At 64.5% G+C, this 22145-nt stretch carries 24 protein-coding genes and 1 pseudogene; 12 read left to right on the plus strand and 13 right to left on the minus strand.

All coding sequences use genetic code 11. The annotated features are described in order from the left end of the window. Positions 1–237 precede the first annotated feature (237 nt). The gene (locus FJ418_RS11670) at positions 238–978 is read left to right on the plus strand and encodes a Bax inhibitor-1/YccA family protein (protein ID WP_140647847.1); all 741 of its coding nucleotides are present in this window, start codon (positions 238–240) and stop codon (positions 976–978) included. Positions 979–1188: 210 nt separating this feature from the next. Next, complete coding sequence (locus FJ418_RS11675) at positions 1189–1767, plus strand: GNAT family N-acetyltransferase (protein WP_140865609.1); 579 nt, start codon at positions 1189–1191, stop codon at positions 1765–1767. A 77-nt stretch (positions 1768–1844) separates the two neighbouring features. Here the strand turns inward: FJ418_RS11675 and FJ418_RS11680 are convergent, their stop codons facing one another. Next, complete coding sequence (locus FJ418_RS11680; RefSeq protein ID WP_140658621.1) at positions 1845–2231, minus strand: DUF2794 domain-containing protein; 387 nt, start codon at positions 2229–2231, stop codon at positions 1845–1847. A gap of 790 nt (positions 2232–3021) precedes the next feature. Beyond that, a complete protein-coding gene (locus tag FJ418_RS11685) occupies positions 3022–3810 on the minus strand; it encodes a thioredoxin family protein (RefSeq protein ID WP_140865611.1) in 789 nt (262 codons plus the stop codon). A gap of 185 nt (positions 3811–3995) precedes the next feature. Here FJ418_RS11685 and FJ418_RS11690 point away from each other — a divergent pair, with 185 nt between their 5' ends. After that, complete coding sequence (locus FJ418_RS11690) at positions 3996–4667, plus strand: ceramidase domain-containing protein (RefSeq protein ID WP_140865612.1); 672 nt, start codon at positions 3996–3998, stop codon at positions 4665–4667. 116 nt (positions 4668–4783) lie between these two features. Here the strand turns inward: FJ418_RS11690 and acnA are convergent, their stop codons facing one another. After that, the gene (acnA, locus tag FJ418_RS11695) at positions 4784–7474 is read right to left on the minus strand and encodes an aconitate hydratase AcnA (protein WP_140658618.1); all 2691 of its coding nucleotides are present in this window, start codon (positions 7472–7474) and stop codon (positions 4784–4786) included. A 283-nt stretch (positions 7475–7757) separates the two neighbouring features. Here acnA and ccmA point away from each other — a divergent pair, with 283 nt between their 5' ends. The 4 genes from ccmA to FJ418_RS11720 all read left to right on the plus strand — a co-directional run bounded on the left by ccmA (position 7758) and on the right by FJ418_RS11720 (position 10091). Next, on the plus strand, positions 7758–8360 hold the full coding sequence (gene ccmA, locus FJ418_RS11700) for a heme ABC exporter ATP-binding protein CcmA (RefSeq protein ID WP_140865614.1): 603 nt from the start codon (positions 7758–7760) through the stop codon (positions 8358–8360). Positions 8361–8568: 208 nt separating this feature from the next. Next, the gene (gene ccmB, locus FJ418_RS11710; protein ID WP_140646001.1) at positions 8569–9234 is read left to right on the plus strand and encodes a heme exporter protein CcmB; all 666 of its coding nucleotides are present in this window, start codon (positions 8569–8571) and stop codon (positions 9232–9234) included. Positions 9235–9351: 117 nt separating this feature from the next. Continuing rightward, the gene (gene ccmD / locus FJ418_RS11715) at positions 9352–9519 is read left to right on the plus strand and encodes a heme exporter protein CcmD (RefSeq protein WP_140707219.1); all 168 of its coding nucleotides are present in this window, start codon (positions 9352–9354) and stop codon (positions 9517–9519) included. After that, a complete protein-coding gene (locus FJ418_RS11720; protein WP_140865618.1) occupies positions 9516–10091 on the plus strand; it encodes a DsbE family thiol:disulfide interchange protein in 576 nt (191 codons plus the stop codon). The genes ccmD and FJ418_RS11720 overlap by 4 nt, the downstream gene beginning before the upstream one ends. A gap of 160 nt (positions 10092–10251) precedes the next feature. On the opposite strand, the gene FJ418_RS11725 is transcribed toward FJ418_RS11720, so the two are convergent. Next, a complete protein-coding gene (locus FJ418_RS11725; RefSeq protein WP_181177681.1) occupies positions 10252–10416 on the minus strand; it encodes a hypothetical protein in 165 nt (54 codons plus the stop codon). Positions 10417–10687: 271 nt separating this feature from the next. Between FJ418_RS11725 and FJ418_RS11730 the strand changes: the two genes are divergently transcribed. Both FJ418_RS11730 and FJ418_RS11735 read left to right on the plus strand, forming a co-directional pair. Beyond that, the gene (locus tag FJ418_RS11730; RefSeq protein ID WP_140865620.1) at positions 10688–11608 is read left to right on the plus strand and encodes an SMP-30/gluconolactonase/LRE family protein; all 921 of its coding nucleotides are present in this window, start codon (positions 10688–10690) and stop codon (positions 11606–11608) included. 159 nt (positions 11609–11767) lie between these two features. Next, positions 11768–11974, plus strand: a complete 207-nt coding sequence (locus FJ418_RS11735; protein ID WP_013892236.1) for a 4-oxalocrotonate tautomerase family protein — start codon at positions 11768–11770, stop codon at positions 11972–11974. A gap of 217 nt (positions 11975–12191) precedes the next feature. Here FJ418_RS11735 and FJ418_RS11740 read toward each other — a convergent pair whose 3' ends face one another. The 9 genes and pseudogenes from FJ418_RS11740 to FJ418_RS11780 form a co-directional block, all read right to left on the minus strand. After that, a complete protein-coding gene (locus FJ418_RS11740; protein ID WP_140865622.1) occupies positions 12192–12728 on the minus strand; it encodes an NADPH-dependent FMN reductase in 537 nt (178 codons plus the stop codon). A 39-nt stretch (positions 12729–12767) separates the two neighbouring features. Further along, on the minus strand, positions 12768–13268 hold the full coding sequence (locus FJ418_RS11745) for an MSMEG_1061 family FMN-dependent PPOX-type flavoprotein (RefSeq protein ID WP_181166907.1): 501 nt from the start codon (positions 13266–13268) through the stop codon (positions 12768–12770). Between the two features lie 43 nt (positions 13269–13311). Then, positions 13312–13491, minus strand: a pseudogene (locus FJ418_RS11750) (pyridoxamine 5'-phosphate oxidase family protein); the annotation flags it as partial. Between the two features lie 66 nt (positions 13492–13557). Next, a complete protein-coding gene (locus tag FJ418_RS11755; RefSeq protein WP_140707212.1) occupies positions 13558–14214 on the minus strand; it encodes a septation protein A in 657 nt (218 codons plus the stop codon). Between the two features lie 64 nt (positions 14215–14278). After that, positions 14279–15907, minus strand: coding sequence for a signal recognition particle-docking protein FtsY (gene ftsY / locus FJ418_RS11760; RefSeq protein ID WP_140865624.1), 1629 nt, complete (start codon positions 15905–15907; stop codon positions 14279–14281). 13 nt (positions 15908–15920) lie between these two features. Next, positions 15921–17246, minus strand: coding sequence for a tRNA (N(6)-L-threonylcarbamoyladenosine(37)-C(2))-methylthiotransferase MtaB (gene mtaB / locus FJ418_RS11765; protein WP_140646008.1), 1326 nt, complete (start codon positions 17244–17246; stop codon positions 15921–15923). Next, positions 17246–18130, minus strand: coding sequence for a diaminopimelate epimerase (dapF, locus tag FJ418_RS11770; protein WP_140865626.1), 885 nt, complete (start codon positions 18128–18130; stop codon positions 17246–17248). The genes mtaB and dapF overlap by 1 nt, the downstream gene beginning before the upstream one ends. Before the next feature lie 159 nt (positions 18131–18289). Next, positions 18290–18451 carry a DUF1328 family protein gene (locus FJ418_RS11775; RefSeq protein ID WP_066991727.1) on the minus strand — a complete coding sequence of 54 codons (162 nt, stop codon included), beginning with the start codon at positions 18449–18451 and terminating at the stop codon, positions 18290–18292. Between the two features lie 61 nt (positions 18452–18512). Further along, positions 18513–19520, minus strand: a complete 1008-nt coding sequence (locus FJ418_RS11780) for an MBL fold metallo-hydrolase (RefSeq protein WP_140865628.1) — start codon at positions 19518–19520, stop codon at positions 18513–18515. A gap of 127 nt (positions 19521–19647) precedes the next feature. Between FJ418_RS11780 and FJ418_RS11785 the strand changes: the two genes are divergently transcribed. The 3 genes from FJ418_RS11785 (at position 19648) to zapE (ending at position 22126) form a co-directional block, all read left to right on the plus strand. Further along, positions 19648–20085: a hypothetical protein gene (locus FJ418_RS11785; RefSeq protein ID WP_140865630.1), complete on the plus strand. Its 438-nt coding sequence runs from the start codon at positions 19648–19650 to the stop codon at positions 20083–20085. A gap of 206 nt (positions 20086–20291) precedes the next feature. Continuing rightward, positions 20292–20855, plus strand: a complete 564-nt coding sequence (locus FJ418_RS11790) for a protease inhibitor Inh/omp19 family protein (RefSeq protein ID WP_140865923.1) — start codon at positions 20292–20294, stop codon at positions 20853–20855. 68 nt (positions 20856–20923) lie between these two features. Continuing rightward, positions 20924–22126, plus strand: a complete 1203-nt coding sequence (gene zapE / locus FJ418_RS11795; protein WP_140865632.1) for a cell division protein ZapE — start codon at positions 20924–20926, stop codon at positions 22124–22126. Positions 22127–22145: the final 19 nt, after the last annotated feature.

The raw sequence follows: 22145 nt of genomic DNA on the forward strand, positions 1-22145 counted from the left end.
GGAGGGCCGAGAGCCGCCCGCTCGGTTAAATCTTTGTAAGAATGCCGCCCGGAAGACCCGAAAACCGGCCTTTTGCCTTCTCACAAAGCGTTACGGCCCGTTACCGTCTTGTTCTTGACGTCAAGAACCATCATATTTCGCGCTAGGCATGCTGGAGCTCCGCCAGCGGCGCCTGGTCCCTGGACCGCTCCGAGCGGACCTGTCACCGGACGGGGCAGAAGCAACAGAGGATTTCCAATGGCTGATCCCATTCGCAACTACCAGACGTCCGCCGCCCCCGGCGCGCGCGTCGATATCGATCAGGGCCTGCGCGCCTATATGATCAAGGTCTACAACCTCATGGGGCTTGGCCTTTTGATCACCGGCCTTGCCGCCTGGGGCGCCTTCCAGCTCGCCGTCACCGGCGACGGCCAGCTGACCGCCTTCGGCCAGCTCATCTATGCAAGCGCGTTCCGCTGGGTCGTCATCCTGGCGCCGCTCGCCGCCGTGATGTTCCTGTCGTTCCGTATCCAGTCGATGAGCGTTGGCGCGGCGCAGGCCACATTCTGGGTCTATGCCGGCCTTGTCGGCCTGTCGCTGTCGACGATCTTCCTCGTCTACACCGGCACCAGCATCACCCAGACCTTCTTCGCCACGGCCGCGGCCTTCGGCGGCCTGTCGCTCTACGGCTACACGACCAGGCGCGACCTGTCGGCGTTCGGCTCGTTCCTGATCATGGGCGTGATCGGCCTGCTGATCGCGATGCTGATCAACATCTTCCTGCAGTCGTCGGCGCTTGGCTTCGCCATCTCGGCGATCGGCGTGCTGGTGTTCGCCGGCCTCACCGCCTACGACACGCAGAAGATCAAGGAGATGTATTTCGAAGGTGACGTCGCCGACGTCGCCGGCCGCAAGGCGATCATGGGCGCGCTGCGCCTCTATCTCGACTTCATCAACCTGTTCATGTTCCTGCTGCAGTTCATGGGCGACCGCCGCTAGAGCAGTTCGCCGTTTCACGGAAACGGCGAACCACTCTATCTCCTTGTTTGACGCAATTCCGGACGGCGCACACTTTTCCTGGAATTGCCCTAAAGGCGGTTACCCGGTCTCAGTGGACCATAGACTTTGCGACGGGCGGCCCAACGGCCGCCCTTTCTTTTTGCGCAGTCCTCTGCTGTTATCGAGGCAGGAAAGAGAACTGCACAAATTATGAGCAATGTTGCGATCAGGGCCGCCACCGCGGCCGACCTCGACCGAATCACCGAAATCTATGCCGATGCGGTCACGCATGGCACCGCGAGCTACGAGCTGGAGCCGCCCAGCCGCGCCGAAATGGGCGACCGATTCGACGCTCTGGCGGCCGGCGGCTTTCCGTATCTCGTGGCCGAGAAGAACGGCGCCGTGCTCGGCTATGCCTATGCCGGGCCGTTCCGGCCCCGCCCCGCTTACCGATTCGTCATCGAGGATTCGGTCTATGTCGCGCCGGAGGCCAAGGGGCAGGGCGTCGGCTTCCTGCTGATGCAGGCGCTGATCGAGATGGCGCGCGCGGCGGGCTTCCGCCAGATCATCGCGGTGATCGGCGACGGCCACGCGGACAGCGCCTCGGTACGGCTGCACGAGAAGCTCGGCTTCCGCCATTCCGGGCGTCTGGAGGGATCCGGCTACAAGCACGGACGCTGGCTGGACACGGTGTTCATGCAGCTTTCGCTGAATGGCGGCGCGGAATTGCCGCCCGATCCGAATTCGCTGCCGGAACGGAAGTTTCGCGAAAGGCTCAAGGGGAATTGAAGAACTGGGGAGTTGGGGCAATTGAAGAAAGGGTATTCAGAGTCCCTTTCTCCAGTTCCTCAATTCCTCTTTCCGGACTACGCCTCGACAACCTTGAGCTTCGCATCGAACACGCCAAGCACGCGGCCGAGTTCCTGGCTGCGCTTCAGGATGCGGCCGCCTGCGGCGATGACGGCAAAAGCGCCTTGCCGGCGTGCCAGCCTGGGGTCCTTGACGATCTGGAAAAGCGGCACTTCGCTGGCCCGGCGGAAGACGGAAAAGACAGCGCGATCAGTGAGGTGGTCGATCGCGTAGTCGCGCCATTCATTGGCCGCCACCATGCGTCCGTAAAGCCTCAGAATCTGGTCGAGCTCGCGCCGGTCGAATCGCACCGGCTGGTCGAGGCGGGCGTTGCGCGCCTCGTGCAACGGGATCAATATTCCGGATGCTTCCCCATCCTCCGTCCCGCTGCTGTGATCGGTCATGCCTCGATCCTTCGATTGAATCATGCGCCGGCCAAGGTTCGCGCTTTCGCGGTCGAATTGCAAGGCCTGGCTAAGCAGGCCCGATGGTCGCGCGGTTTCCCAAACGTCCAGTCACGTTTGCGAAACACATGTTGGAATTGGTGATGCTCTGCCACATTCTCGCCACAAATAATCCGCGCTCATGCCCCAATGTCCGACGAATTTACCGGCGTTGCCTGAGACGGTTCGGTCCGGCACCGGCTCGTAAACCCCAAGCCCCCCGCCCACGGGTCAGCGTCGGATCGAACCAACCTCGGTTTTTCCTTGGAAAAATCAGGTGCGACGATCCCAAAACCTGAATGACCGGCGTCAGAAGCAAGCTGACGCCGGTTTTTTGTTTTCCTTCACCCTTGTCTACGGCATGCACACATTTCCAAGCGGCTGGTCTTGGCGATAGCGTGAATGGCAGCTTGGCGCATGCATTGTCTTATGCAGCGCTGGTCGACCCCCACTCCGTCTCGGCTTCGCCGAGCCACCTCTCCCCCGATCGACGGGGTAGAGGAAAGGCGCCAAGCTTTTTGCCGTCAATGCTCGTCCAGCAACGCTCCCTTCCTTTCCCTCCGGAGGGGGGAAAGGTGGCGCTGCGAAGCAGCGACGGATTGGGGGAACCACGTGGCAATCAGGTCTTCGGCCGATCAATCACGCCGATCAAGGCATGCCGGCTATCCGAACTCCCAAAGATTGCCCTGCCTTGTGGTGAGAAGCGGTCCGCGCGCGAGCGGACGAGAAGCCAATTGCTAGAAGGCGGGAGCTAAAGCCGGTCGGGCTTGCGAATGAAGGCGGCGCCGAGGATCGGGCCGGGCATGCCGTCCTGACCAACCGACTGCAGCAGCACCGCGCAGCCGCCCTTCTTGGCGATCTCGGTCATCGGCAATTCGTAACGCTGCGCCTTGCCGTGCCACATGCCGGCGGTCTGGATGTCGGAAACGGCGTTCCAGTAGGTCAGGCTGCGGCCGCTGTTCTCGCCCTGGCCTATCTTCACCATCTGCGGCGGATCGAAATAGACGATCACCAGATGGGCGTCGGTCGGGCCGTTGCCGGCATCGCCCGCGTCGATCACGACACGGTCGCTGGTGCGGCTAACCTTGATGGCGACCCGCATGCCCTCGCCGGTCCTGTCCATCCGCGCCAAGGCGCCGTCGACATCCTTGCGGCTGGCGCCGTTGACGTGGCTGCGGCCGTTGATGACGGCCTGCGGCGTGTAGACCGAGCGGCTGCCGAAGGCCCGCATATAGTCATACTGGCGCTCGGTGTTCTCCTTGGTGCTCAGCGTGTCCTGCCAGCCGAGATAGTCCCAGTAATTGACGTGGTAGGCGAGCGCGACGATGTCGTCCTTGCCGGCGAGCTCGGCAAACAACTCGTCGGCCGGTGGGCAGGAACTGCAGCCCTGGCTGGTGAACAATTCGACCACGCCCAAAGGCTTGTCGGCTTGAGGCTTGCCGGTCGCGGCCTTCTCAGGCTCGGCTGCCAGGGCCACGCCGCCCAACGCCGTAAGGGCCAGCGCTACTGCCGCAAGCCGCAATCGTCCTCGAAATGCCATGACTTTTCCAATTCCCGCCGGTGACGCCGGCCTTGTTCTGATTGCTAAAATATGTGGCAGAAGCGCCAGTCAACGGGAAGTCACGTTGCGGTGAAATTTTTGCTGTTGCAGCCGCAGGTAAGGGCGCAATAGGAGAGGCGATTGCATTTCAAGGCGTGGTTCGATTCGGGAGCAGCATCCTCACCATGTGGCAAACTCTCCTGACCCCTGTCGATCTCTATTGCGAACGGACGGGGCCTGGACTTTGGGCCGAGCCGGCTAATGCTTTGACCAACCTGGCTTTCATTGCCGCGGGACTATGGGGCGTCCAGCAGGTGCGGCGATACAAGACCGGCGCCTTCGCCGAAGTGCTGGCCTGGTGGGTGGTGGCGATCGGCATCGGCTCGACCCTTTTCCACACCTTCGCCAGCAAAGGCACGATCTGGGCCGACATCCTGCCGATCGCCGGCTTCACGCTGGCCTACACGCTGTTCAACCTGCGGCGTTTCCTCGGCATGGAATGGGGCAAGGCGATCCTGGTCTTCGTCGCCTTCTATGCCGTGGCCGGCCTGATCGCCTTCGCCGTGCCGGACTGGCTGCGCCAGGCGTCGAACGGCACCACGGGCTACCTGCCGCCCTTCCTGGCGCTCGCCTTCTTCGGAGCGTGGGTGGCGGCCACCGGCAACCGGGCCGGCTGGTACAATCTGACCGGGTCGGCGATCTTCGTCGTCTCGGTCCTCTGCCGCATGATCGACCCGCTGGTCTGCGCCAGCTTCCCGCTCGGCACGCATTTCCTCTGGCATGTCTTCAACGGGCTGATGCTCGCCGTGTTGCTGGCGGCGACGGCGCGGTTTGGGAAGCCGCAGGTAAGGCAGTAGGCAGTAGGCAGTAGGCAGTAGGCAGTAGGCAGTAGGCAGTAGGCAGTAGGCAGTAGGCAGTAGGCAGTAGGTGTCCTTTCCCTACTGCCTAATGCCTAAGCCCTATTCCCTGGCCGCTACGCGGCCAGGTCGCGCAGCACGTATTGCAGGATGCCGCCGTTCTTGAAGTAGTCGAGCTCATCCAGCGTATCGATGCGGCAGATGATCGGCACGTTCTTCACCGTGCCGTCGCCATAGGTGACCTTGGCCACCATCTTCTGGCGCGGCTTGATGGCGTCCAGGCCGTCGATCTCGACCAGCTCGTCGCCCTTCAGGTTGAGCGAGGCCCATGAGGTGCCGTCCTCGAAGACGAAGGGGATGACGCCCATGCCGACCAGGTTGGAGCGGTGGATGCGCTCGAAGGACTGGGCGATGACCGCGCGGACGCCGAGCAGGTTGGTGCCCTTGGCCGCCCAGTCGCGCGACGAGCCGTTGCCGTATTCGACGCCGGCGAAGATCACCAGCGGCACGCCTTCCTGCTTGTATTCCATCGCAGCGTCGTAGATCGACATCTCCTCCTTCGAGGGATAGTGGATCGTGTAGCCGCCCTCGCGGCCATTCTCGCCCAGCATGTGGTTGCGGATGCGGATGTTGGCGAAGGTGCCGCGCATCATCACCTCATGGTTGCCGCGCCGCGTGCCGTACTGGTTGAAGTCGGCGACGCCGACGCCATGCTCGGTCAGATACTTGCCGGCCGGCGATGCAGCCTTGATCGAGCCCGCCGGCGAGATGTGATCGGTGGTGATCTTGTCGCCGAAAAGGCCGAGCACGCGCGCGCCCTTGATGTCGCCGACCTTGCCGAAGGAGCGGCCCATGCCGGCGAAATAGGGCGGGTTCTGCACATAGGTCGAGTGGTCGTCCCAGGCATAGGTCTGGCCTTCCGGCGCCTTGACCTTCTGCCAGTAGGCGTCGCCCTTGAAGACGTCGGCATATTTGCGGGCGAACAGCTCGCGGGTGACGTTCTTCTCGATGAACTCCTGGATCTCGGCCGAGGTCGGCCAGATGTCCTTGAGATAGACCGGCTTGCCGTCGCTGCCTTCGCCGAGCGGCTCGGTGGTGAGGTCCCTGGTCACCGTGCCGGCCAGCGCATGCGCCACCACCAGCGGCGGCGAGGCGAGATAGTTCGCCTGCACGTCCGGCGAGACGCGGCCTTCGAAGTTGCGGTTGCCGGAAAGCACCGCGGCGGCGATCAAGCCTTTATCGTTGATGGTCTTGGAGATCGGTGCCGGCAGCGGGCCGGAATTGCCGATGCAGGTAGTGCAGCCGAAGCCGACCAGGTTGAAACCGATCTGGTCGAGCTCCTTCTGGAGGCCGGACTTTTCGAGATATTCGGCCACCACCTGGCTGCCGGGAGCGAGCGAGGTTTTGACCCACGGCTTCTGCTTCAGGCCGCGGCGGTTGGCGTTGCGCGCAAGCAGGCCGGCGCCGATCAGCACGCTCGGGTTCGAGGTGTTGGTGCAGGAGGTGATGGCGGCGATGACGACGTCGCCATGGCCGAGATCGTAGTCGGTGCCTTCGACGGCGTAGCGCTTCGAGATCTCGGCGGCCTTCTTGTATTCGGTTTCCATCGCCTTGGCGAAGCCGGCGGGGATGTCCTGCAGGGCGACGCGGCCCTCTGGGCGCTTCGGGCCGGCCATCGACGGCACGACGTCGCCGAGGTCGAGCTCGAGCAGGTCGGTGAAGACCGGATCGGCCGAGCCTGTGTCGCGCCACATGCCTTGCGCCTTGGAATAGGCCTCGACCAGCGCGATGCGGTTCTCCTCGCGGCCGGACATGGTGAGGTAGCGGATGGTTTCCGAGTCGACCGGGAAGAAGCCGCAGGTCGCGCCATATTCCGGCGCCATGTTGCCGATGGTGGCGCGGTCGGCCAGCGTCATGTTGGAGAGGCCGGGGCCGAAGAACTCGACGAATTTGCCGACGACGCCCTTCTTGCGCAGCATCTGGGTGACGGTGAGCACGAGGTCGGTGGCGGTGACGCCTTCCTTGAGCTTGCCGGTGAGGCGGAAGCCGATGACTTCCGGCAAGAGCATGGAGACCGGCTGGCCGAGCATCGCGGCCTCGGCCTCGATGCCGCCGACGCCCCAGCCCAAAACGCCGAGGCCGTTGATCATGGTGGTGTGCGAATCGGTGCCGACGCAGGTGTCGGGATAGGCGGTGGTTTCGCCGTCTTCAGCGTTGGTCCACACGACCTGTCCCAGATATTCGAGGTTGACCTGGTGGCAGATGCCGGTGCCGGGCGGCACGACGCGGAAGTTGCGGAAGGCCTGCTGGCCCCATTTCAGGAATTTGTAGCGCTCCTCGTTGCGCTCATATTCCAGCTCGACATTGCGGGCGAAGGCCATCGGCGTGCCGAACTCGTCGACGATGACGGAGTGGTCGATGACGAGGTCGACCGGCACCAGCGGATTGATCTTCTCCGGATCGCCGCCGAGCGCCTTGATGCCGTCGCGCATCGCCGCCAGGTCGACCACCGCCGGAACGCCGGTGAAATCCTGCATCAGCACGCGGGCCGGGCGGTAGGCGATCTCGACCCCGGCGGTGCCCTTGTCGGTCAGCCAGGCGGCGACCGCCTGGATCGATTCCCTGGTGACCGAACGGCCATCCTCGTTGCGCAACAGGTTCTCCAGCAGCACCTTCATCGAATAAGGCAGCTGGGCGATGCCGGTGAGGCCGTTCTTCTCGGCCTCAATGAGGTCGAAGTAAACATAGTCCGCGCCACCCGCGGTCAGGGTGCGGCGGCAATTGAAACTGTCGAGGGATTTGGTCACGGCGATCCGTCCTTGTCTGTTCAGCCTGAAAGGGAACGGACGCCGTTGGCATGCAATCACGCGCAAAGGTGCGGGTACGGCCATTTCCGCTGTCCGCTCCCAAGCAACCCGAGCCGTTCAAGGCGGCGCGTGCGCTGGTTCGGCGCTAATTCTGATCCCGCGCCGGCCGCTGGCACGGATGAACCGCATATAGAGAATTTCCTGGAATAGTTCTAGACAGTCGAAGGACGAATTTGCGTGAGCCGGAAACGGCCGCGAAACGGTGCTTTCGGGACGGGCAAGAATGCGGCTGATCGCCGAAAATCTAGGCGGCGAGCGCGGCGGCGAGACGGTTTTTTCCAACATCGGCTTCGCGCTGGACAAGGGCGAGGCGCTCATTGTCACCGGTCCGAACGGCTCGGGCAAATCGACGCTGCTCAGAATCGTCGCCGGCCTGCTGCCGGCCGCGCAGGGAAAGGTGCGGTTCGAGGATGGCGGCGAGGCCTTCCCGACGGTCGCCTCTGCTTCGCATTATCTCGGCCATCTCAACGCGATGAAGACGGCGCTCAGCGTCGAGGAGGATCTCGGCTTCTGGCACGCCTTCCAGGGCGAGCCGGGACTGGGCGTCGAGGAGGCGCTGGAGACGGTGGCGCTCGGCGGTCTCGGACATCTGCCCTTCGGCTATCTGTCGACAGGGCAGCGGCGGCGGGCCTCGATCGCGAAGCTCCTGGTGAGCCGCCGGCCGGTCTGGCTGCTCGACGAGCCGACCGCGGGGCTGGACAAGGCCTCGGAGGAGCGATTCGCGGGGCTGATGAAGGCGCATCTGCGCGACGGAGGGATTGTCGTGGCGGCCACGCATCTGCCGCTGGGGCTGGGCGGGGCGACGGAATTGAGGATGGGCGACTGATGTCGGCGCGAGGCACCCCCCTCTGTCCTGCCGGACATCTCCCCCGCAAGGAGGGAGATTGGCAGCTTCGGCGCCGGCATCTCCTTCGCGGCGTCGGTGATTGGCGAAAGTCCGCGCGACATTCGATCTCCCCCCTTGCGGGGGAGATGGCCGGCAGGCCAGAGGGGGGTGTGCCGGAGCGCCAGCCTTGCCAAGGGATCCCTTTATAATGTGGCCCCTCTTCCTGCGCGACATCCGCCTTTCCATCCGCGCCGGCGGCGGGGCGCTGATCGGGGTCATCTTCTTCCTCGCCGTCATCGTCACCATCCCGTTCGGCGTCGGTCCCGACCTCAACCTCTTGTCGCGCATCGGCCCGGCGATCCTGTGGATCGCCGCCCTGCTTGCCTGCCTGCTCGGGCTCGATCGCCTGTTCCAGGCCGACCGCGAGGATGGCTCGCTCGATCTCCTTGTCCTGAACAACGACCGCCACATGCTGGCGCTGACGGTGCTGACGAAGTGCCTGGCGCATTGGACCGGCAGCGTGCTGCCGCTGGTCGTCGCGGCGCCTCTGCTTGGCCTGTTCATGAACATGGAGCCGCTCGGCATCGGCGCCACGGCGCTCACGCTTCTCGTCGGCACGCCGGCCATCACCTTCATCGGCGCCGCGGGTGCCGCGGTGGCGGTGGCGCTGCCGCGCGGCGGATTGCTGATTTCGGTGCTGGTGCTGCCCTTGACCATTCCGGTGCTGATCTTCGGCGTTTCGGCAAGCTATGGCGCGGTGGCCGATCCGGCGCCATTCCTGCAGCCTTTCCTCATTCTTGCCGCGCTGACGCTATTTCTTGCAGTGCTTGGTCCCCTGGCGGCGGCATTGGCACTGCGGCACGGGACGGATTGAGACGACGAGAACGTTCCTTCACTGCGGCACCGCGACAAATTGCGGAACTGCCGGCGCGAGGTTAAGGGAAGACATGATCGCAACGATTGGCACGGCGGAGAGCGAGGAGCGGCTGACATGAGCGCGCATGCCCTCTTCGTCACCGCCGCCTATGCCATCACCGCCGTGGTGCTCGCCGGGCTGGTCAGCTGGATCCTGCTCGACCAGCGGGCGCGCAAGCGCGAGCTCGCGGCGCTGGAAGCGGCCGGAGTGCGCCGGCGCTCCGACAAGGCTGTCAAATCATGAGCATCGAAACCGAAACGCCGGCGCCGCGGCGCCGCCTGTTCGTGCTTCTGCCGCTGCTGGTGTTCCTGGGGCTGGCGGGGCTGTTCCTGTGGCAGCTGCTTTCGGGCCGCGACGCCTCTGAAATCCCCTCGGCATTGATCGGACTGCCGGCGCCGCAGACCAGCCTGCCGCCGCTCGAAGGGACCAGCCTGCCGGGGCTGGATACAAAGTCCTTTACCGGCAAGGTGACGCTGGTCAACGTGTTCGCGTCCTGGTGCGCGCCGTGCCGGGAGGAGCATCCGGTGCTGCTCGGCCTGTCGCAGGACAAGCGCTTCACGCTTGCCGCGCTGAACTACAAGGACCAGCCGGAAAACGCCCGCCGCTTCCTTGGCGATCTCGGCAATCCGTATCAGGCGATCGGCGTCGATCCGGCCGGGCGCGCGGCGATCGACTGGGGCGTCTATGGCGTGCCCGAGACCTTCGTCATCGGCAAGGATGGCAGGATTGCCTACAAGCATGTCGGGCCGCTGACGCCCGAGTCGGTCAGGGCGTTGCTGTTGCCGCAGATCGAGAAAGCGCTGGCGGCGCATTGATATTCAGGTGAGGCCGGCCTGCAAGTGCCGGCTTCCTGCGCTTCCGGTGCTCACGTACCTAAAAGTACGCTCCGCTCCGGTTCTCGGCAGCCACCACTTTCGACTCGGCCTGACCTGAATCTCAACGCGCCGCGAGGTCGAGCTGCGGGTCGAAAAAGGATCAACCATAGATCTGCTTGTGGACCTGGTAGAGCATTTCCGAACGGTCGGCGCGCAGATCGGCGAGATCGCGGCTGGACAGGTTCTCGATTTCGGCGACGAGGCGGTTGTAATGACGGCGCTTGGCCATGCTGGCGCGGGCGCGGGAGACAAGATTGTCGAACATGACAGGGTTCCTTCTTAGTTGTTCCTCCCTGACGATTGTGAGGATGACATAGGAATGATGCATTGCAAAAGAAAGATGTTGCAATGCACCATTGCAACCAGCGCATAGCCGGTTAATCGCGGGCTAACAGGCTATGCGTCCGACGCGGTACGCAAGACCCGCTTCACGCAGTTCTCATCTGTTTTGTCATACAAATTACGGGCCTGCCGTCTTGCCAGATCGCTTCCAGGCTGGCTTGATCCGCCCGTCACCTGATGCCGGGAGGAAATGCATGGCGGCCGAAGACTATTACGACGTTCTCGATCCGCGCTTCGCGCGCCTGTTCAACGGCAGCGCCCAGGTGGAAAAGCTGTTCACCGGGTGCCGCTGGGCGGAAGGGCCGGCCTGGTTCGCCGCCGGCCGCTATGTCGTCTGGTCGGATATCCCGAACAACCGCATGCTGCGCTATGACGAGACCGACGGCAGCGTCAGCGTGTTCCGGCAGCCGTCCGGCAATTCCAACGGCAACACCGTCGACCGGCAGGGCCGGCTGGTGACCTGCGAGCATTCCGGCCGCCGCGTCAGCCGCACCGAATTCGACGGCTCTATCACGACCATCGCCGAGAAGTGGAAGGGCAAGCGGCTGAACTCGCCCAACGACGTGGTGGTGCGCTCCGACGGCTCGATCTGGTTCACCGATCCGAGCTACGGCATCGACACCGATTATGAGGGCGACAAGGCAGAGAGCGAGATCGGCGCCTGCAATGTCTATCGCGTCGATCCCGATACGGGCGATGTCGAGGCCGTCATCACCGACATGGTGCGGCCGAACGGGCTCGCCTTCTCGCTCGACGAGAGCCTGCTCTATGTCGTCGACACCGGCCGCACGCATGGCGAGAAGAACCCGGCGCATATGCGCGTCTTCAACGTCGGCAAGCACGGCAAGAAGGTTTCCGGCGGCAAGGTCTTCGCAGACTGCACCGCCGGCCTGTTCGACGGGTTCCGGCTCGATTCCGACGGGCGCATCTGGACGAGTGCTGCCGACGGCATCCATTGCTACGATCCGGACGGCACGCTGATCGGCAAGGTCAAGGTGCCGGAAGTGACCGCCAACTGCGTGTTCGGCGGCAACAAGCTCAACTGTCTCTACATCGCCGGCACCACCTCGCTCTACATGGTGCGGCTGATGGTGAATGGGGCGAAAACCTATTGAAGGTTCTGCAGGCGCTTCTTCGGCCATTCCTGGCCTTTCTGCGCATCCCAGCAGCGCCCGCGGCGCTGCGGCTCCCGCAACCACCGCCATCCGCTTTGCCGGAGCGAATTGCCAAACCGTCGCCTGACGCCAAACGGAAGAAACCACGGGGAGAACATCATGCCATTCGTCAACATCCGCATCGTCAAGGAAGTGATCGCCGCCGATCCGGCCGGCAAGAAGGCTGACATCGCGAAGAAGGTGACCGCGGCCATCATGGACGCCACCGGGCTCGGCAATGACGATGTCTGGGTGGTGTTCGAGGAGGTCAACGCCCGCGACTGGTATGTCGGCAAGACCGATGTCGAGACGCTGCGGAAGGGGTAAGACGCAGCAGGTTCGGGTGCCTGCGAGGTTCTTTCGGCGACGGCGAGATGTGGGCGCTTCCCTTCGCGTTCGTCATCCTCGGGCTTGACCCGAGGATCCATTCCGTGACCTTCGACGTCGAGCGCAACGGCGCAGAATTCTGTAAGCGTTGCAACGCCTTAGCGTCAGGGTCTGCGCCGCGTCGCTTCGCTCCTTGCTCCGCCCTAGAATGACGACCTTATGTTTGTCCGCGAATAAAACCCGCAAAACCCCGCACCGCCTCACGGATCGCCCGCCGGTTCGCATCCTCGCTGAGGATCGCCTCCATCTCCGCCGGCTTCTTGCCCAGCAGCGCGATCTCCAGCGTCCCCTCCTCATACATCGCGAACGACATCGTCCGCATGATCTCGGCCAGTGCCGCCCGCGCATAGAGCGAACGGGGCGAGGCGTGGACCAGCATCGCCGGCTTGCCCACCGCGGCGTCGCGCGAGACCAGCCAGTCCAGCGCGTTCTTCATGCCGCCGGGCACGCCATGCGCATATTCCGGGCAGGAGACGACGACGCCGTCGGCCTGGGTGACCATCTCGATCAGACGTGCCGCTTCCGGCGGCGTGCGCTCGCCCTCGTCGTCGGGGTTGAAGATCGGCAGCCGGCCAAGGCCGTCATAAACCTCGACGCGGCAGTTCGCGGGCGCGTTGGCGGCCAATGCGGCAACCAGGGCCGAGTTGGTCGAGGCGGCGCGCAGGCTGCCCGATATGGCGATGATCTCGATCAAGGGAGGGAGCCGGACGAAGGGTTGAGTCGTCCGCGAAGCCTACCACATGGTCTGGCGGTAATCGTCGTCCAGCTCGCGGTCGATCTCGCCGGCGCTTTCGCCAAGGGCCAACTGGTCGCGTATGATCTGGCCGAGCGTCGGCAGGGTCGCGCGGTCGTACCAGGTCTCCGGCTTCCACAGATCCGATCGCATGAAGGCCTTGGCGCAGTGCATATAGGCGGCCTTGACCGTCACCACGATCACGCTTTGCGGCTCCTTGCCGTCGACCGCAAGGCGCTCGCGCAAGGTGGGATCGACGGTGATGCGGGCATCGCCATTGACGCGCAGCGTCTCGTTCATGCCGGGGATGAGGAAGAGCAGCCCGACCGATGGGTTGCGGATGATGTTTTCCAGCGTGTCCAGCCGGTTGTTGCCGGGACGATCGGGAATGGCGATGGTGGAGTTGTCGAGGATGGCGGTGAAGCCGGGCTTGTCGCCCTTACAGCGCCGCGCGTCCTTTGGACGCGCAAAGGACGCTGTAACACTTTTGATTTGGCGCATGATCCTTTCCGAAAATCGATTTCGATTTTCGGGGTCATGCGCTAGGCGTCACGTCGGCATTGCCGGCGCCGTCGGAGGAGCCGATCAGCACGAAGGGACTCTTGCCGATGAACGAACGGCAATGGCCGTCGAGGTTTTTGAGCTCCTTGCGGATCGAGCCGTCGGTCGGCCGGGGCGTCTTGTAGATCGTCCTCAGCTCGTCATGCGTGGTGAGGAATTCCATGCCGCCCCCTCTTTGTTTCGACGCAACTTCGGATGGAAAACCGCTGCACGCTTTTCCCGGGTTGCTTTAATTCCCGGCCTTCTCTTCCTTGGCTTTTTCCTCCAGCGAGTGGCGCATGATCAGCGGCATCTGGCTGAAGGTGAACAGCAAGGTGATCGGGATCGTGCCCCAGACCTTGAAATAAAGCCAGGTCGCCTCGGAAAAGTTGCGCCACACGACCTCGTTGAGCACGGCGAGGAAGAGGAAGAACAGCCCCCAGCGGAAGGTCAGCTTGCGCCAGCCCTCGGCATCGAGCTGGAAGGCGGAATCGAAAACGTAACCAAGCAGCGACCGGCCGAACAGAAGCCCGCCGAGCAGCGTGACGCCGAACAGCGAATTGATGATCGTCGGCTTCATGAAGGCGAAGGTCTTGTCCTGCAGGTAAAGCGCCAGCGCGCCGAAGACGAAGACGACGATCGCCGAGACCAGCGGCATCAGCGGCAGGCTGCGCGTCAGCAGCCAGGAGACGCCGAGCGAAAGCGCCGTCGCGACCATGAAGAAGGCGGTGGCGATCAGGATCGGCTCGCCGAGATGGCTGAGTATCGGAAATTTCTCGGCCAGCCACTCGCCGCGGATGGTGGTGAAGAAGAACACGAGCCCTGGCCCGAGCTCGAGCAGGAACTTCAAGCCGGGGTTGATCGGCTTGCGGCGAGGATCGGACGGGTCGCGTTCGAGGATGTTCATAAAAGTCCTTCTTGCGCATGATCTGGCCGAAAAGCAGGCGGCCCTTCCAAGATCGCGCCTTTGTTCAAGCCACGCCGGCGATCGCCCTGGCGAATTCGCTGGCGGAAAACGGTTCGAGGTCGTCGACCTGCTCGCCGACGCCGATGAAATAGACCGGCAGCCGATGCTTGGCGGCGATCGCCACCAGAATACCGCCGCGCGCCGTGCCGTCCAGCTTGGTCATCACCAGCCCGTTGACGCCGGCGACGTTGCGGAAGATCTCGACCTGGTTCAGCGCGTTCTGGCCAGTGGTGGCGTCGACCGTCTGCAGCACCGTATGCGGCGCTTCCGGATCGAGCTTGCCCAACACGCGCACGATCTTTTCCAGCTCCGCCATCAGCTCGGTCTTGTTCTGCAGGCGCCCGGCCGTGTCGATGATCAGCACGTCGGAGCCGGCCTCCTTCGCCTTCTCGAAGGCGTCATAGGCGAGGCCGGCCGCATCGGCGCCGAGCTTGGAGGCGACGACCGGCGATTTCGTGCGCTCGCCCCAGATCTTGAGCTGCTCGATCGCGGCGGCGCGGAACGTGTCGCCGGCGGCCAGCATCACCTTGAGGCCGCCGTCGGTGAGCTTAGCGGCGAGCTTGCCGATGGTGGTCGTCTTGCCGGTGCCGTTGACGCCGACGACCAGGACGACATGCGGCTTATGGCTGAGATCGAGCTCGAGCGGCCTGGCGACCGGCGCCAGCACCTTCTCCACCTCCGCCGCCATCACGGCGCGGACTTCCGCGTCGGAGACATCCTTGCCGTAGCGGCTCGAGGCGAGAGAATCGGTGACGCGCAGAGCTGTCTCCACGCCGAGATCGGCGCGGATCAGCACGTCTTCCAGATCCTGCAGCGTGTCCTCGTCCAGCTTGCGCTTGGTGAAGACGCCGGCAATGTTGCCGGTGAGCTCGCGCGAGGAGCGGGCGAGCCCTTCGCGCATGCGCTGGAACCAGGAGCGCCGCGGCGCCGGCTCCGGCGCCTTTACCGGCTCCGCCTTCTGCTCGACCTTCTTTGAAACCGTCACCTTGCCGGCAGAGGGCGTGGGCTTTGACGGCGGCACGGCCTCCGGTTCCGGCGCGATCTCGGCCAGGATCGGCTGCGGCTCGACGGGCGCTGGCTGTCGAATAGGAGGCGCGATTTCCGCGCCGGCTTCGGCGGATGGTTCCACAGAGGGCGGCGCCACTGACGGAACCTCGATGGGCGGCGGCGTTTCGACCGGGACTTCGGCAGGCGGCGTCGGCACTTCGACCGGTGGCTGCTCCGGCTGCGGTTCCGGACGCGAAGGCTCGATGTCCGGCTGAGCCGGCGCGGGTGCGGGCACTTCCTGCGGAGCAGGTTCGGGTTCTGGTGTCGGCGCGGGTAAGGGCTCGGGTTGTGCCGGCGGCACTTCCTCGGGGGCAGGCGGCTCCGGCTTCTCGGGCGCCGGTTGCGGCTCTTCTTCCGGCTCGGGCTGCGGCAGCGGTTCCGGCTCGGCGGGAATGGTCGGCTCCGGTGCCGGCGGGATGGATGGAGCAGGCTCGGGCTTCGGCTCTTCGGGAACCGATTGAGGCTCGGCCTCCGGCTTCAGCGCGTCGAGCGCGTCCCACTTGATCGGCGGCAGCGTCTCGTCGGCGCGCTCCTCGACGACCTCTTTTCTGCCGAACGAAAATATCTTCTTGAAGAAACCAGCCATGCGTCTCGCAGTCTCAGGCGGCTTGCGCGGCAGAGGGCGCCGCAATCAGTCGGGCGCCGTCATGGCCGGCGATCACGGCATCGACGATCTCCCCGGGCGCGCCGGTGTCGATCGCGACCAGCGTGAAACCCTCGGTGCGGCCAAGTCCGTCGCGCTCGACCAGGATCGACTGTCGCGTGCCGGGAAGCGACGAAAGGTGACGACGATAGGCGGCCTCGCCCGCCGCGCGCAGCCTTGCGGCGCGCGCCTTCACCACCTCGCGGCGGACCTGGGGCATGCGTGCGGCGGGCGTGCCTTCGCGTGGGCTGAACGGAAAGACGTGGAGATGCGTCAGCCCGCATTCCTCGATTATTCTTTCCGAATTCTCGAACATCGCCTCGGTCTCGGTCGGGAAGCCGGCGATGATGTCGGCGCCGAAGACGATTGCAGGACGCAGCTTGCGCACGTCCTCGCAGAAGCGGATCGACTGGTCGCGCAGATGCCGGCGCTTCATGCGCTTCAGGATCATGTCGTCGCCCGACTGCAGCGACAGGTGCAGATGCGGCATCAGCCTCTGCTCGGTGGCGATGGCGTCGAGCAGGTCGTCGTCGGCCTCGATGGAATCGATCGAGGACAACCGCAGCCGCTTCACGTCCGGAACCTGGCGCAGGATCGTCTTCACCAGCTTTCCAAGCTTTGGGCTACCGGGTAGGTCGGCGCCGAAGCTGGTCATGTCGACGCCGGTCAAAACGATCTCGGCATAGCCGTTGCCGGCCAGCCGCTTGACCTGCTCGACCACCGCGCCCATCGGCACGGAGCGCGAATTGCCGCGGCCGTAAGGGATGATGCAGAAGGTGCAGCGATGGTCGCAGCCGTTCTGGACCTGGACGAAAGCGCGCGCCCGGCCCTCGATGGCGTCGACCATGTGGCTTGCCGTCTCGCGCACGGAAAAGATGTCGTTGACGCGCGCCTTCTCGGTGTCGTTGACGCCGAAATCGGGCAGCGCGCGGTAGGAGTTGGCCTTGAGCTTTTCCTCATTGCCAAGCACCAGGTCGACCTCGTCCATGGCGGCGAAATTCTGCGGCTCGGTCTGCGCCGCGCAGCCGGTGACGATGATGCGGGCCGAAGGGTTCTCGCGGCGCGCCTTGCGGATCGCCTGCTTGGCCTGGCGCACCGCTTCCGCCGTGACGGCGCAGGTGTTGAAGATGACAGCGCCGCCCTGGAGCGCGCCGAGGCCGGCGCTTTCGGCCTCGCGGCGCATCACTTCCGATTCATAGGTGTTGAGGCGGCAGCCGAAGGTGACGACGTCGATACCCTTGCCGGTGGGGGCTTGGGGCGCGCCCTTTTGAAGGGCGGACATCAGGCGGCGCTTTCGGTGTCGCGGGCCCAGGCGCCGGTCGAGGGATCGAAGCTGCCGGAAAATTCCCATTCGGCCGCGCCGGTCAGGATGACGTGGTCGTCATTGCGCCATTCGACATTGAGCTCGCCGCCGCCCGGCGTCAGCAGCGAAACGCTGCGGCCGGTGCGCCTGGTGCGGGCGGCCGCGACCACGGCGGCGCAAGCCGCCGAGCCGCAGGCCTTGGTGAGGCCGGCGCCGCGCTCCCAAGTGCGGATGATCATGGTTTCAGGCGAGGTCACCTGGGCGATGGTAATGTTGGCGCGCTCGGGAAAGATCGGATGGTTCTCGAGCAGCGGGCCGAAGCGGTCGAGCTCGTAGGACCAGACGTCGTTGTCGACCCAGAAGATGGCATGCGGGTTGCCCATCGACAGCGCCGAGGGCGAATGCAGCACCGGGGCGTCGATCGGGCCGATCTGCAATTCGATCATGCGGGTATCGCGGAATTCTTCCGCCAGCGGGATCTCCCGCCAGCCGAAGCGGGGCTTGCCCATGTCGACCGAGATCAGGCCGTCGGGGTGCTCCTGCGCATTCACGATGCCGGCGCGGGTCTCGAAGCTGAAGCTCTTGTTGCCCGTCTCGGCAGCCAAAGCCTGCGCCACGCAGCGCATGCCGTTGCCGCAGGCCTGCGCACTGGTGCCATCGGAATTCAGGATGTCGACATAGTAGGCGGTGCCCGGCGTCTTCGCATCATGGATCGCCATGATCTGGTCGAACTTCGTCGCCTCGCCGGCATTGAGCGCGATCGCCGCCGCGGCCGTCACCTTGTCGGCGCGACCGCGCATATCGGCAACGATGATCTCGTTGCCGATGCCGTTCATCTTGGCGAAGGGGGCGGTGCCTGCCATCTAACCGGTCATTCCAATCCGTTTGGGCGCTATATGGCGGAAACGGGCGGGAATTACCAGTCCAGCCAAGTGGCGACGACCAAGAGGTCGCGTCGCGACGACTAAGCAGTCGCGCTGCGACGACCAAAAGGTCGCGCCGCGACGACCAAGGGGTCGCGCTTAAGTTACTGCAAAGACGCCGAGCACGATCAGCAGGAAGATGATCAGCACGATGCCGATAAGGATGCGCGCGCCCGTGGCGGCGGCGCCGGCCAGCGCCGGCATGCCAAGCAGGCTCGCGGCGGCGGCGACAATCAAAAGGATGATGATCCACTTGATCATGGGGAAGCTCCGGCGAAATTGCGTCGCGAACCAACGCGTTTCGCCGGCTTGGGTTCCTTTGTCAGACGGGCGGCACGTCCCATACCTCTGCGGGCCGCATGGCGTGGAATCGTTCCGAGGGCAAGCCTTCAGCCGCCAGCGCCTCGGCCAGTTTTTGCGCCGGCTCCTCGATCGGCTCGTCGGTGAGATGGAATGTGCCCCAATGGCAGCCTGCGACGTGAGCCGCATTGCACAGCTTCATGCCCTGAACGGCTTCCTGCGGGTTCTGGTGCTGCGGCGCCATGAACCAGCGCGGCTCATAGGCGCCGATCGGCAGGATGGCGAGGCGGAAGCCGCCATGCTTTTGCGCCATCAGCCGGTAATTGATGCCGTCATGGAAACCGGTGTCGCCGGCGAAATAGATATTGCCCGCCGCCGTCTCGATGACGAAGCCCGCCCACAGCGCCATGCGGCGGTCGCGCCCGCCGCGCGCCGACCAGTGATGCGCCGGCTCGATGTGGATGGCGGCCGCGCCGACGCTCAGCCTGTCGCCCCAATCATGCACGCTGAGCCGCATGCCGGGCGCCGCGCGGCCGATGATGGCGTCGTTGCCGAGCGGCGCGATCACCAGCGGGTCGTGGCTCTTTTTCAGCCGCTTCAGCGTGGCGAGGTCGAGATGGTCGTAGTGATTGTGGCTGATCAGGACCAGGTCGATCGGCGGCAGGTCGGCGAAGATAATTCCCGGCGCATTGACCCTTTTCGGCCCGGCGAAGGCGAAAGGCGAGGCGCGCTCCGACCAGACCGGATCGGTCAGGATGTTCAAGCCCGCCGTCTGGATGAGTAGCGAGGCATGGCCGACCATGGTGAGCCTCAGCGCGCTGCCTTCCACCCGTAGGTCCGGCTTGGCCGGGGGATAAGGGCTCGGAATCGTTGCCGGCCATTTCGCCCGCCCGCCGCCGAATTGCCATTTGAGGAGATCGGTGAAGCGCCCGGGCGGCTTGCCGCCGGGATTGAAGAACAAGGCGCCGTCGAAATGATCGCTGGGCGGCCCGCTGTAGTAGCGGTTGGCGGTTCCTGTTCTCGCGGCCATTCTGTTTCCCGCCCGTTTGTGTCGTTTCCTGAGATAAGGACGTGCCTGTCTGGCGCAAGCATTTTGCCGGCGAATGCCAATGGCCGAAGCCCGGCTCGTCTAGGATCGGGAGAGAGGGGTGATCGCCATGGCAATGAAGCGAACCAAGACACCGTGGATGAAGGCCGAGGATTTCGGCCGCTCGCTGCCGCATGGGGTCGGCGTCAACTTGTTGGTCACCGACATGACGGCGATGGAGGCTTTCTGCCGCGACGTGCTTGGCGCCCGGATCATCTATGCCGACGAGGATTTCGCGGCGATCGAGCTTCTGGGCTCGATCTTCATGCTGCACGCCGACCATTCCTATCTGGACAATCCGATGACCGGCGTCACCGCGGGCGCCGAGACTCGCGGGGCCGGTATCGAACTGCGCCTTTACGGCGCCGATCCGGATTCGGTCGAGAAAAAGGCGGCGGCGCTCGGCCACGTCGTGCTGGCCGGCTCGATCGACAAGCCGCATGGCTTGCGCGAATGCTACATCGTCGGCCCGGACGGCTATGTCTTTGTGCCGAGCGCCAGGATTTAATGCTCCATTTCAATAGCTTAGGAGAGTGTTTCGGCATTTTCCCGGCTTCGGCTCCCGGCTGCGATAAATTTGCAACAGCTGGCTCGAAAACCCTATTTTAACCATATCAGGTTGAAATTCTGCCACCTTCGCCATCTTGGTGAAGCAGAGATTACGCGGATGGCTCCCCCCGGCCGGATCCGACGGAGGTTTTGATGAATTTTTCGATGACCCGCCCCTTTTCGCGGCTTCACCTCTTTTCGAAGAGTGGCCTCGTGGCCGTATCGCTGGCCGCGCTGGTTGCGAGCGGCTGCTCGACCTCGCGCTTCTCGTCGATGGACGACCAGCAGCCGGCGCCGCTGACCCCGGCGCCCTCCGGCACGGTGACGCAGAATCAGCTGCCGCCGCCGGTCTCCCCCGGCGCCACCGATCCGTCGCAATTCCCGACCGCTCCGAAGAACAGCCAGGTCGCCTCGCTGCCGCCGGATGGCACGGCGCCCGCCGGCGCCACCGATCTCACCGCGGCCAGCGTCGCCGGCGTCTGGAACGTCAACGTCTCCGGGCAGAGCTGCAAGGTGGCAACGCCGCAGACCAAGTTCGGCGCCGGCTACCGCGCCGGTCCGCTGCATTGCCCCGCTCCGATCGACGGCATCAAGTCGTGGAACGTCGCCGGCAAGCAGCTGACGCTTTATGACGAAAATGGCGGTACGCTGGCCAGGCTCTATTCGTCGGGCGGCGAAAAGTTCGACGGCCAGACTTCCAGCGGGCAGCCGATCTCGCTTACAAGGTGAGCGAAACCGACTATTGCTTCCACGCAATTCCGGGCGGAAAGCCGGAATTGCTCCAGCTGACGTGACCCATGCATCTTCGCGACGGTATCCAGACCCATGCGACCGTCAGGCAGCGCTATGACCATCTCGTCCAGAGCGGCGCGGTCGAGCGCGACCCGGCGCAGGAGCGCATCGTCGCAGCGCTCGACCGGCTGATCGAAGAGATCTCGGCAAAAAGGCTGGCGCAGAAATCGAGCGCGCTGGGCTGGCTGTTCGCGGCCAAGCGGCAGCCGCGCGAGCCAGTCAAGGGCCTCTACATCCATGGCGGCGTCGGCCGCGGCAAGACCATGCTGATGGACATGTTCTTCGAATTGCTGCCGGTCCGGCGCAAGCGCCGTGTGCATTTCAACGACTTCATGGCCGATGTGCAGGACCGCATCCAGAAGCACCGGGCGGCGCGAAAGAACGGTGACGTCAAGGAAGACGACCCGATCCCGCCTGTCGCCCGGGCGCTGGCCGATGAAGCCTGGGTGCTGTGCTTCGACGAGTTCTCCGTCAGCGACATTGCCGACGCGATGATCCTGTCGCGGCTGTTCTCGGCGCTGTTCGCCAGCGGCGTGGTGCTGGTCGCCACCTCCAACGTGGCGCCGGAGAACCTCTATCGCGACGGGCTGAACCGCCAGCTCTTTTTGCCGTTCATCTCGCTGCTCGAGCGCAACGCCCATGTGATGACGCTCGATGCCGAGAAGGACTACCGGCAGGAAAAGCTCGACCGCCAGCCGGTTTATGTCACGCCGGACGATGCCGCGGCCGAGCGCGCGCTGGACGAAGCCTGGAAGGCGATGACGTATGGCCAGCCGGCCGGCGAAGTCATGTTGACGCTCAAAGGCCGCCACCTCGTCGTGCCGCGCGCCGCCGGCGACGCCGCGCGCTTTTCCTTTGCCGATCTTTGCGAAAAGCCGCTCGGCGCGCGCGATTATCTGGCGATCGCCGGCCGCTTCTCGACCGTGTTCATCGACCATGTGCCGGTGCTTGGCGAAGGCATGCGCAACGAGGCCAAGCGCTTCATCCTTTTGATCGACACGCTTTACGACCACCGCATGCGGCTGGTGATGAGCGCCGCGGCGCCTCCGCAAGGGCTCTACACGGCCAAGCGCGGCACGGAGGTGTTCGAATTCGAGCGCACCGCCTCGCGCCTGGTCGAGATGCAGAGCCGCGACTGGCTGGACGACTGGACGGAGCGGCGGAAGGACGGGGCGGCGACCGCCGCGGCGAGACAGGCGCAGGGGTAGAAGGGATTACCTTCGTCAT

This window comes from Mesorhizobium sp. B2-8-3 (genome assembly GCF_006440815.1).
Lineage (GTDB): Bacteria > Pseudomonadota > Alphaproteobacteria > Rhizobiales > Rhizobiaceae > Mesorhizobium.

Excerpts from the sequence above, each read along its gene's own strand:
- dapF (WP_140865626.1), bottom strand. The coding sequence starts at position 18,130 with ATGGCAGGCACCGCCCCCTTCGCCAAGATGAACGGCATCGGCAACGAG.
- ccmD (WP_140707219.1), top strand. The coding sequence starts at position 9,352 with ATGAGCGCGCATGCCCTCTTCGTCACCGCCGCCTATGCCATCACCGCC.
- mtaB (WP_140646008.1), bottom strand. The coding sequence starts at position 17,246 with ATGTCCGCCCTTCAAAAGGGCGCGCCCCAAGCCCCCACCGGCAAGGGT.
- FJ418_RS11790 (WP_140865923.1), top strand. The coding sequence starts at position 20,292 with ATGACCCGCCCCTTTTCGCGGCTTCACCTCTTTTCGAAGAGTGGCCTC.
- ccmA (WP_140865614.1), top strand. The coding sequence starts at position 7,758 with ATGCGGCTGATCGCCGAAAATCTAGGCGGCGAGCGCGGCGGCGAGACG.
- ccmB (WP_140646001.1), top strand. The coding sequence starts at position 8,569 with ATGTGGCCCCTCTTCCTGCGCGACATCCGCCTTTCCATCCGCGCCGGC.
- FJ418_RS11735 (WP_013892236.1), top strand. The coding sequence starts at position 11,768 with ATGCCATTCGTCAACATCCGCATCGTCAAGGAAGTGATCGCCGCCGAT.
- FJ418_RS11690 (WP_140865612.1), top strand. The coding sequence starts at position 3,996 with ATGTGGCAAACTCTCCTGACCCCTGTCGATCTCTATTGCGAACGGACG.
- FJ418_RS11720 (WP_140865618.1), top strand. The coding sequence starts at position 9,516 with ATGAGCATCGAAACCGAAACGCCGGCGCCGCGGCGCCGCCTGTTCGTG.
- FJ418_RS11680 (WP_140658621.1), bottom strand. The coding sequence starts at position 2,231 with ATGACCGATCACAGCAGCGGGACGGAGGATGGGGAAGCATCCGGAATA.
- FJ418_RS11725 (WP_181177681.1), bottom strand. The coding sequence starts at position 10,416 with ATGTTCGACAATCTTGTCTCCCGCGCCCGCGCCAGCATGGCCAAGCGC.
- ftsY (WP_140865624.1), bottom strand. The coding sequence starts at position 15,907 with ATGGCTGGTTTCTTCAAGAAGATATTTTCGTTCGGCAGAAAAGAGGTC.
- FJ418_RS11745 (WP_181166907.1), bottom strand. The coding sequence starts at position 13,268 with ATGCGCCAAATCAAAAGTGTTACAGCGTCCTTTGCGCGTCCAAAGGAC.
- FJ418_RS11730 (WP_140865620.1), top strand. The coding sequence starts at position 10,688 with ATGGCGGCCGAAGACTATTACGACGTTCTCGATCCGCGCTTCGCGCGC.
- FJ418_RS11785 (WP_140865630.1), top strand. The coding sequence starts at position 19,648 with ATGGCAATGAAGCGAACCAAGACACCGTGGATGAAGGCCGAGGATTTC.
- FJ418_RS11675 (WP_140865609.1), top strand. The coding sequence starts at position 1,189 with ATGAGCAATGTTGCGATCAGGGCCGCCACCGCGGCCGACCTCGACCGA.
- FJ418_RS11780 (WP_140865628.1), bottom strand. The coding sequence starts at position 19,520 with ATGGCCGCGAGAACAGGAACCGCCAACCGCTACTACAGCGGGCCGCCC.
- FJ418_RS11685 (WP_140865611.1), bottom strand. The coding sequence starts at position 3,810 with ATGGCATTTCGAGGACGATTGCGGCTTGCGGCAGTAGCGCTGGCCCTT.
- FJ418_RS11670 (WP_140647847.1), top strand. The coding sequence starts at position 238 with ATGGCTGATCCCATTCGCAACTACCAGACGTCCGCCGCCCCCGGCGCG.
- zapE (WP_140865632.1), top strand. The coding sequence starts at position 20,924 with ATGCATCTTCGCGACGGTATCCAGACCCATGCGACCGTCAGGCAGCGC.
- FJ418_RS11775 (WP_066991727.1), bottom strand. The coding sequence starts at position 18,451 with ATGATCAAGTGGATCATCATCCTTTTGATTGTCGCCGCCGCCGCGAGC.
- FJ418_RS11755 (WP_140707212.1), bottom strand. The coding sequence starts at position 14,214 with ATGAACATCCTCGAACGCGACCCGTCCGATCCTCGCCGCAAGCCGATC.